The 8,929-nt window shown below is 60.8% G+C and carries 4 protein-coding genes and 2 pseudogenes; 3 read left to right on the forward strand and 3 right to left on the reverse strand.

What is annotated here, in order from left to right; translation table 11 throughout:
• Window positions 1–621: 621 nt before the first annotated feature.
• Window positions 622–2,139, reverse strand: a complete 1,518-nt coding sequence (locus tag AHiyo1_RS00005; protein ID WP_084784252.1) for a polysaccharide biosynthesis tyrosine autokinase — start codon at window positions 2,137–2,139, stop codon at window positions 622–624.
• Between the two features lie 808 nt (window positions 2,140–2,947).
• On the reverse strand, window positions 2,948–3,412 hold the full coding sequence (locus AHiyo1_RS00010) for an Lrp/AsnC family transcriptional regulator (RefSeq protein ID WP_059387195.1): 465 nt from the start codon (window positions 3,410–3,412) through the stop codon (window positions 2,948–2,950).
• 171 nt (window positions 3,413–3,583) lie between these two features.
• On the opposite strand from AHiyo1_RS00010, the pseudogene AHiyo1_RS00015 reads away from it, so the two are divergent.
• From AHiyo1_RS00015 to AHiyo1_RS00025, 3 genes and pseudogenes are all read left to right on the forward strand, one after another.
• Window positions 3,584–4,815: pseudogene (locus tag AHiyo1_RS00015) on the forward strand (thiamine pyrophosphate-dependent dehydrogenase E1 component subunit alpha).
• Complete coding sequence (locus tag AHiyo1_RS00020; protein WP_059387196.1) at window positions 4,812–5,939, forward strand: alpha-ketoacid dehydrogenase subunit beta; 1,128 nt, start codon at window positions 4,812–4,814, stop codon at window positions 5,937–5,939. The pseudogene AHiyo1_RS00015 and the gene AHiyo1_RS00020 overlap by 4 nt, the downstream one beginning before the upstream one ends.
• Window positions 5,927–7,369, forward strand: a pseudogene (locus tag AHiyo1_RS00025) (dihydrolipoamide acetyltransferase family protein). The gene AHiyo1_RS00020 and the pseudogene AHiyo1_RS00025 overlap by 13 nt, the downstream one beginning before the upstream one ends.
• Before the next feature lie 20 nt (window positions 7,370–7,389).
• Here AHiyo1_RS00025 and AHiyo1_RS00030 read toward each other — a convergent pair.
• Complete coding sequence (locus AHiyo1_RS00030; protein WP_172465446.1) at window positions 7,390–7,902, reverse strand: YdcF family protein; 513 nt, start codon at window positions 7,900–7,902, stop codon at window positions 7,390–7,392.
• Window positions 7,903–8,929 lie beyond the last annotated feature (1,027 nt).

Consider the following 8,929-nt stretch of genomic DNA (forward strand, 5'->3'; position numbering starts at 1 on the left):
GAAACCGAACTCAGAGATGACGCGCTCGAGCGCGGTTGGGACAGCGAGGTGGCCAGGCACGCCCGCGTCATCACAAGCCTCCAGAAACACCTGGACCGGCTAAAGGCCTGACAGCAATAAACCCAAGCTTGACCCGGACGCGAAGGCCGGTTAAAAGGCCGCGGATTCACCAACCCGAACAACTACAAAACGCGTATCCTTTTGCGCCGTGCCGCAAGAACAGCGGCATGAACATCCAGCAGCAGTTCATTCACCACGAACCGTGGAGGGCCTCGATACCGGCGCTTGGAGATCGATCGATGTGGGACCAGACGTATTGGTCGAGACCAAGCGCACCCATGTTCGTCGGCCGGCCCGTATCGGCGATGATCCGGGCAGCTTCTGCCCGGACCCTGTCGCAAGGCGTGCGGCAGGAATCAAAAGAGGCTTCGGGGACCCTGGAAACCGCACGAAGCCCTCCGGACAGACCTGTGACTCTGCAGATCACCAGTCTGCCGTTCAGGCGGGAAGCGGCGAGATCTCGTTGGTGGTCTGCACTAGGGGCCGATCGCGACTTAAACCGCCCTAGCCTGGTTCATCTGTGAAGGAACCTATTTTCTTTCATCGGCGCTACAGTAATGGTTACGAATTGTCGACTGTTGTTCCGGAGAAAACCGTAGGTGTCCGAGAACCTGGCACGTAGGCTATTTCATCGAATGGCGTCGGATTGCCGCCCACTACATCAGAAGACTTCGCCGGCTTTGTCTTCTTAGCGCGCCCCCGAGTTTTTGTGGAAGCAGCCTTGGGTAGGTCTTCTTTGCCGTAGTAACTGTAGGAATAGGCATCCGGACCCTTTGAAGGCAGGCGGTTTAGGACGACGCCCAGCACTTTTGACTCCACAAGCTCGAGGGCCTTGAGGGCCTTCTCCAAGTCCTGTCGCTTTAGTTTCTGCGTGCCCACTACAACCACCACGCCACCAACATGCTGCGAGAGCACGGCTGCGTCGGTGACCGGGAGCAGCGGGGGAGCATCTATCACGACCGTATCGAAAGCTTGTTCAAGGCGTTCAATGAGGTTTTTCATTTCTTGGGAACCGAGTAACTCACTCGGGTTGGGGGGAATCTGGCCCGAGGTTAGGACGTAGAACGGGTCTTCACCCCAAGGTTGCAGCAGGTCGTTTATGTCTGCGGAGCCAATAAGTGCGGTGGTGAGACCCGCGTTGCGATCGAGGCCCAGATAATCGTCGACCATCGGACGGCGAAGGTCGGCGTCGACCAGACACACTGTTTGACCAGCTTGTGCCAACGCCATCGCCAGATTTGTGGCTGTCGTGCTCTTGCCTTCGCCCGGCAAGGACGAAGTCACCAAGACGCTCTTGGCTTTGCCGGATACATTTGCAAACTGAAGATTTGTCCGAAGTTGGCGGAACGACTCTGCACGGGGGCTTTGAGGGGCGACCTGAGTTAGAAGAGGGTTTTTCGACGCGTCTTGGTCGAAGGTAATTCCGCCAAGGAGCGGATGGCTGGTGACAAGTCGGAGATCCGCTTCTCCGCGGATTCGGCTATCCAGCCTGGTCCGCAGCACTGCCCCGGACACACCAAGCGCCAGCCCGATTACGAGACCCAGCAGCAAGCTCAGCCGACTGTTTGGCGCAGACGGGGCCGTCGGTGCGGCAGCCGGCTTTATTATGGACAGACTGACGGGCGACGTTCCACCGGTCTTTGGTCGCTCCAACTTGTCAACGACCTTTATCAGGCTGTCGGCGACAGCTTGAGCTATTGCAGAAGCTTGTGCCGGAGATCGGTCGGATACGGCGATGTTGATAAGCACTGTGTTCAGATCGGTGCTCGCTTTGACCTGGACGGCTAGCTCTTCTGCGGTCACGGGCAAGCCTAGTGTGTCAATGACTGGCTGGAGGACCGCTGGCGAGCCTACGGTTTTGACGTAAGACTGCACGCGTGCTTGACCGAAGGAGTTGCCCTGCTGAAGTTCTTGAACTGAACCCGAATTTTGTATAGCCACGAAAAGTTGTGTCTCGGCCGTATAGGTTGGTGTAGTGAGAGCCGCAATGCCACCACCGACCAGTAGGCCGCTCAGGGTCGCCGCGACAATCAAAACCCAATTGCGGCGAAGCGCTCGCATGTAATCGCTGAAGTCCAAACCGGGATCCCCCTGTTGATCGCCATTTGCAGGCAAGTGCCTTGCATCCGGAATAGCAGTTCAAGTGTGTTTAGCGATATTCTACCTGCGTTCCTGGCCAGCAAATCCACGTTCGGCTGCACAGTTCTTTCGAGGCCTGTTCCGAGCGGGTTCTGACGCCACCCTTGTTGCGCTACCGGGTTGTGCTACCGGTCCGGAAGGGCCGCAATTCCGCACACGAAAGCGACGCCTGGGGGGAGGAGGCTGGGTGGATCAGTGAAGTCCTGTGCGTGTCACCCCCGGTTTGTTTTTTCCGCGGAAGGTTGAGTCTCAGGGGTTTGCCAAGCTAGCTCCCTGCCGCGGCTGTTGAGCGCAGGGCCTGAACCTAGAGATCCACGGTCGCGAGGGATCCCGTACTTCCGTCGTCTTTAGCGACGCAGAGGTAAGCCTGCGCACCACCGATCTAGGCAGCTCTCTAACTTGACTTGACGTATTGCCGATACTTGTTGGAGAAGACAAGCTCAGTTTGGTCGAGATGGAGAACATATTGCCCGACTACATCGATATTAATCCTTACCGAAAAAAGGAGGCTGGCAGGATCCTCAAAGCAATGGGGCTCATTCTCCTGGCGTGCGCGACGGGTGCTGTGGTCTATCTTGCGTTGAGAGGGTAGGTTTCGATCACTCTAGAATGGGGCGCCTGGGCGTCACATCGATGCCGGGGGAGCCGGGGTTTCCTGACTCGCGGCAGAGTCGGTAAGTTTAAGAGAGCGGTTTTGTTGGCCTTCAAATGAGTTGGTCCCGGCATGAAGCCAGATCATGCGCTAGCTTCAACGAGTATCGAGATCCTCGAACACCAAAAACGTCTGCGTATCCTGCACGCCGGGCATCGACTGGAGCTGGTCAAAAATGACTCTGCGCAGGTGAATGTTGTCGGTGGCGCGGACCAGCAGGATGACGTCGAAATCACCGCCCACCAGCGCAATGTGCTGTACCTCCGGAATGAGCCGAAGCTCTTCACGGAGCTCGCGCCAGGAGTGCTGCTGCACTTTCAGCGTGACATACGCCGATGACTTCAAACCGGCCTTGATGGGGTCCACCAGCGCGGTGAACTTAGTGAGCACGCCCTCGCCCGTCAGCCGCGAAATTCTCGAATACGCGTGAGCCCTGCTGATGTGGACGTTTTCCGCCACCTGGGTGACCGACATCCGGCCGTCCCGTGTGAGCTCGGCAATGATGTCCCTGTCCACTTGGTCAAGGGGAACTTCTGCTTGGTCGCTTTCGACCTCGGCCATCGCATCTCCAATTCGTCCACAGTGTGGGCCCGTTAGCCAGTTCACATTTGCGATTTGTCTTCCAGACTAGAGGTTTCCGGCAAGCTTTTCCACGATTCTGGCCACAGCTGGATACGAAACTTCGCTAGGGAACATACTGGTGACAAATAGTGGATACAGAAGGACGGACCAATGACGATCTCCGCGGACCATGAGGCCCAGGGTCTTGCTGACGCTCGGCCGGACGACACCGAAGCAAACGATCAAGCTTCCGAAGTGCGGCGCAAGTTCGGAATCAGTGTGGAAGACTACATGCTGCCTGCCCGCCATCAGATCCAAATGGTCGATCCTTCCGGCGTGCTCAAGCCTGAAGCTGAACAGGGCACCGAACCCGGTCACGAATATCCCATCCCCGGCGATGCCGAACTCATGGCGGCTTACGAACAACTGGTTGTCGGGCGCCGCGTCAACGACCAGAACTCCGCCCTCGTCCGCCAGGGCCGCATGGCCGTTTACCCGTCCAGCCACGGCCAGGAGGCATGCCAGGTAGCGGCTGCGCTGTGCCTCCGCGAAGGCGACTGGCTGTTCCCCACCTACCGCGACGCCGTGGCGGTCATGTCCCGTGGCGTTGACCCGGTCGAGACCATGACCATCTTCCGCGGCGACTGGCACGGCGGCTACGACCCCACCAAGCACAAGGTCGGCATTCAGTGCACGCCGCTGACCACCCAGCTGCTCCACGCCGTCGGAGTTGCCCATGCCGCCAAACTTCGCGGCGAAGACACCGTGGTGTTGGCAATGTGCGGCGACGGTGCCACGAGCGAAGGGGACTTCCACGAAGCCCTCAACTTCGCCGCTGTCTTCCACTTGCCTGTCATCTTCTTCGTACAGAACAACAAGTACGCGATCTCGGTGCCCCTGAGCCAACAGTCTGTGGCACCATCGCTGGCGCACAAGGCCGTCGGTTACGGCATGGCCGGTGAGCGCGTTGACGGCAATGACCTGGTCGCGCTGCTTGCCGTTCTGGACCGGGCGGTGAAACTGGCCCGCGAAGGCTCCGGCCCGCTCCTGATCGAGGCCCACACCTACCGCATGCAGGCCCACACCAACGCCGACGACGCCACCCGCTACCGGCAGGATAGCGAAGTGGCCGAGTGGACGGCCAAGGATCCCATCAGCCGCATGACGTCTTATCTCACGGGCCGAGGACTCCTCGACGACGACGCTCGACACGAATCGCGGCGAAAGCCGAAGCCGTTGCCTCGCAGCTACGCGAAGGCCTGGGGGAAGACGTCCCGGTCGACCCTCAGAATCTGTTCCGCTTCGTCTTCTCAACCCCCACTCCGCAATTGAAGGAGCAGTCCGCCCTGCTCGCCGACGAACTCGCCCGTGAGGCATCCAGCCAGAAGGAGGCAGGCAAATGAGCCCCGCCGTCACCACATCCTCTGAGGCCACCGAGCACGCCGCAACCGGTGACGTCAGCTCCGCCACCGCCAGTGCGGCAGCCAGCGCAGCCGCAGTCGCCGAAGCCTCCGGTCCGCAGACCATCACCATGGCCAAGGCTCTCAACACCGCGATGGCGGACGCTATGGAGGCCGATTCTTCCGTCTTGGTATTCGGTGAAGACGTTGGCCGCCTAGGTGGCGTCTTCCGGATCACCGACGGCCTCATGGCGAAATTCGGAGAACATCGATGCTTCGATACCCCGCTTGCCGAATCCGGCATCGTGGGCATGGCGGTAGGTATGGCAATGAACGGAATGCGTCCCGTGATTGAGATGCAGTTCGACGCCTTCGCCTACCCGGCCTTCGAACAGATCGTCAGCCACGTCGCCAAGATGCACAACCGCACCAAGGGTGCCGTCAAGTTGCCCATGGTCATCCGCGTCCCGTATGCCGGCGGAATCGGCGGCGTGGAACATCACTGCGACTCGTCCGAGTCCTACTACGCCCACACCGCAGGGCTGAAGGTCTACACGCCGGCGACCGTAGCAGACGGCTACCGCATGCTCCGCGAGGCCATAGACTCCGACGATCCCGTCATGTTCATGGAACCCAAGAAGCTCTACTGGTCGAAAGATCAAGTCGACCTTGGCGCCTTGCGCACCGAGCACGCCACGAACGCTGCGACAGGATCCAGCAGCGAGGGCCGCGCCGCCGTCGCCCGTCCCGGCACTGATGCAACGCTCATCGCCTACGGCCCCTCGGTCCCAACGGCGCTTGCCGCTGCGTCCGCGGCTGCCGAAGAGGGTCGCAGCCTTGAAGTGATTGATGTCCGTTCGATCGTGCCCTTCGACGACGAAACCGTCTGCGCCTCCGTGCGCAAGACCGGCCGAGCGGTCGTCATTGCCGAGGCCCACGGCTTCGCTTCCGTATCCTCCGAAATTGTGGCCCGGGTACAGGAACGTTGCTTCCACTACCTTGCCGCGCCGATCCGCCGCGTGACCGGCTTCGACGTCCCCTACCCGGCTCCGAAGCTGGAGCACTACTACCTGCCAAGCGTCGACCGCATCCTCGACGCCGTTGACGACCTTCAATGGGAGAACTGACCATGAGCGCAGAAATGCAGGTGTTCCTGCTTCCGGACCTGGGCGAGGGCCTCACCGAGCTGAACTCGTCAACTGGCTTGTGGCCGTGGGCGACGAGATCCGCGTGGATCAGCCGATCGCCGAGGTTGAAACCGCCAAATCCATGGTGGAGGTGCCCTCGCCGTACGCAGCATAGTCGCCGTGCTGCACGGCGAAGCCGGCCAAACGCTGGACGTCGGGCGGCCGCTGATCTCGGTGGCTCCCGTCGACGCTTCGGTTGCTGCTGATCCTGAGCCTGCGGTAGAAAAGGTCCCTGCGGCGCCCTCGGCCGACGCTGCTGCCGAAAGCTACCGGACCGAAGAGAAAGCCGGATCCGGGAACGTTCTCATTGGCTACGGCACATCCGGAAGCGGCGAAGGGCGCCGTACCCGGCCGAGAAAGGTGTCCGCCGGCTCTGCCGTTGCCGTGACCTCGGAGCCCGACTTTGCCGAACTCTCGCTGTCCCGCACGCGGATTCCAGGGAAGCTCTCTGCCGTGATTTCTCCCTTGGTGCGGAAGATGGCCCGGGACCATGGGGTCTCCCTGGACGCAGTACCTGGTTCGGGGGAGAGCGGGCTCATCCTGCGTCGCGACATCGAGGCTGCCATCGGAGGGGCCACGCGCGAGACCGCCCCCGTTGAGGTGCCCGCCGTTGTCCAGCCTTCCACCGGAGTCCAGGATGCCCGTACCGGCTTGAACGTGGCATCTCGCACTCCGGTCCGCGGAATACGGAAGGCTGTCGCGGCCAACATGACCCGCAGCCGGTCCGAGATCCCTGAGGCAACTGTCTGGGTAGACGTGGACGCCACTGCCCTCCTGGAGATGCGTGCAGAACTCAAGAAGCGCGATCCGCACGGCACTCCCGGGCTGCTCGCGTTCATCGCCCGGTTTGTCACAGCCGGGCTGAAAAAATTCCCCGAGCTGAACACCCGGTTCGTCACGGCGGAGGATACAGCCGGCGGTGAAATCCAAGAGGTCGTCGCATTCGACGGCATCAACCTTGGCTTCGCCGCACAGACGGACCGCGGACTCGTTGTTCCGTCGGTCCGCAACGCCCATCTGTTGAATGCCCGCGAACTCAATGCCGAAATCCGCCGGCTCACCGCCGTCGCACGCGACGGCAAGGCCACACCGACGGAGTTGGCGAGCGGCACCTTCACTCTTAACAACTACGGAGTGTTCGGAGTGGACGGTTCCGCCGCGATCATCAACTATCCCGAGGTGGCGATGCTTGGCGTGGGCCGCATCATCGATAAGCCTGGGTAGTGGACGGGCAGGTTGCTGTCCGCAAGGTCACCGAGCTGACGCTCGCGTTCGATCACCGGGTTTGTGATGGAGAGACGGCTGCCGGTTTCCTGCGGTATGTTGCGGATGCGATCGAGAACCCGGGGACGGTGCTGGCGGATTTGTGAGTGCGAGCTAAATCGGCGTTTCAGCAGTCCGGGTGGATCGCAACCTTGACGAAAGCGGCGGTTTGGTAGAGGTACTGGTACGCCCAAGAGGAGGTGGGTCTGCTCAAGGAGACCAGCGGCAAGCTCCTGTGCTGGGCGATCATGTGCAAGTCCCCTCCGTAGCAGCGGCTGACGATCACCCTAGCTCGGGTCACATGGAACTGGGCTGTGAGGACGTTCGCGCTTTTCCATCCGTATTGGTCCGACAGGTTTTTCAGTTCCCGTGCTTCGCCTTGTGTCGTGAACGGATCGGGGTTAAAGCAGATAATTCGATAAGGGCGCTGGGCGGTACATATGCCCGCTTCGAATTTTCCGTCTTTGCCTATTGGGCTTGATACGGCAATTGTCGGCGAATACCCCTGCTGCATCAGCTGTTCTGCGTAGCCGATCCGCTGGTCAGGCGGCCCAAGCACGAACAGCACATCCGCGTGTTTGGGTTGGTCCGCGGGCGGGGCCACATAAAGAAAGATCCCAACAACGGCCCAGACGATCACGAAGGCGCTTATAGCTCCCAGTAACCTTAGGAGCAGCCGCTTCTTTCGCCTAGGCGGCGCGGTCTCTGTTTCGGGGTTGCGGGTAAGGGGCATACCGTCCTCTAGCCAATCCGGGATGTGGGCGGCAGCGTTGCACTGGTCCTAAGATTACTATCTGCAGACGCTGGGGACACCCCGGGAAGGCAAACGTGCCTCGCCGTACGCCACTGAGTGTTGGTGAGCCGTCCACTCAATTTCGAGCAATCACCACTCAAACCGCCACCTGTCGTTCCTTTTCGGCCATAGCCCCGTCGTGGGGGATTCACACCATCGGAACGCTGGGAGCCGCCGTCGGAAGTGAAGAACCCGTGGGCGGGTTGCTGGTCCCCGTCCACCAGCCCGTCATGTCGCTTACCCGCCCTCCCTCTGGTAGCGCGGCGCCGCGCCAGCGCTGAGGCTGCGCTGGCGGTTCGTGCCTGCTGGGGCTACTGTGTGGGCAGGGGGATGGAATGGCACAGTCGCGTAGAAGCTTGACGTCCATCTCGACTAAGCCTGAATCCACCGGTGAGGTACGGGGGCGGTCGGCGGTTTAAACCGGAAATGCCTGTCTTCTCAAGGAAAATGGGACTTGCTTAGAGTTCACAGCATGGCTCTGGGAATTAGAATGGAACACCGTCTTCAATAAGGCATACCCGCCGCCGCAGCCCGCCTGACCCCGCCCTTCCAGCCAATCGGCCAAACGGAACCAATGTGGAACATCCGGACAGGGAGGCCCGGCAACAGTCATGCCCTCCCGCCGTAAACCCATTCAAACGAGTCCCGCCCGCAATCAGCTCACCGGTGGATTCAGGCTAAGGGGAAACCGACACGACCGCCGGCAAGCCGACCCTGTCGTCCGTGATCATCGCAATTCCAGTTGCTATTGTCCGTCCGGCAGGCGAACCCCATAGTGCGTCCGGTCGTCTCCCGTCAGTTCCACCGGGTCCCGTCGACTGCGGCGGTCCGCCTGGCGTGATCGAGCACCAGCGTTGTGCTGGAGGTTCTCGCT

Origin of the sequence: Arthrobacter sp. Hiyo1 (assembly GCF_001263615.2) — a bacterium.
GTDB lineage: Bacteria > Actinomycetota > Actinomycetes > Actinomycetales > Micrococcaceae > Arthrobacter.

Bases quoted from the DNA above. Each gene is read 5' to 3' on its own strand.
- AHiyo1_RS00010 (WP_059387195.1), bottom strand. From the start codon at position 3,412: ATGGCCGAGGTCGAAAGCGACCAAGCAGAAGTTCCCCTTGACCAAGTG.
- AHiyo1_RS00020 (WP_059387196.1), top strand. From the start codon at position 4,812: ATGAGCCCCGCCGTCACCACATCCTCTGAGGCCACCGAGCACGCCGCA.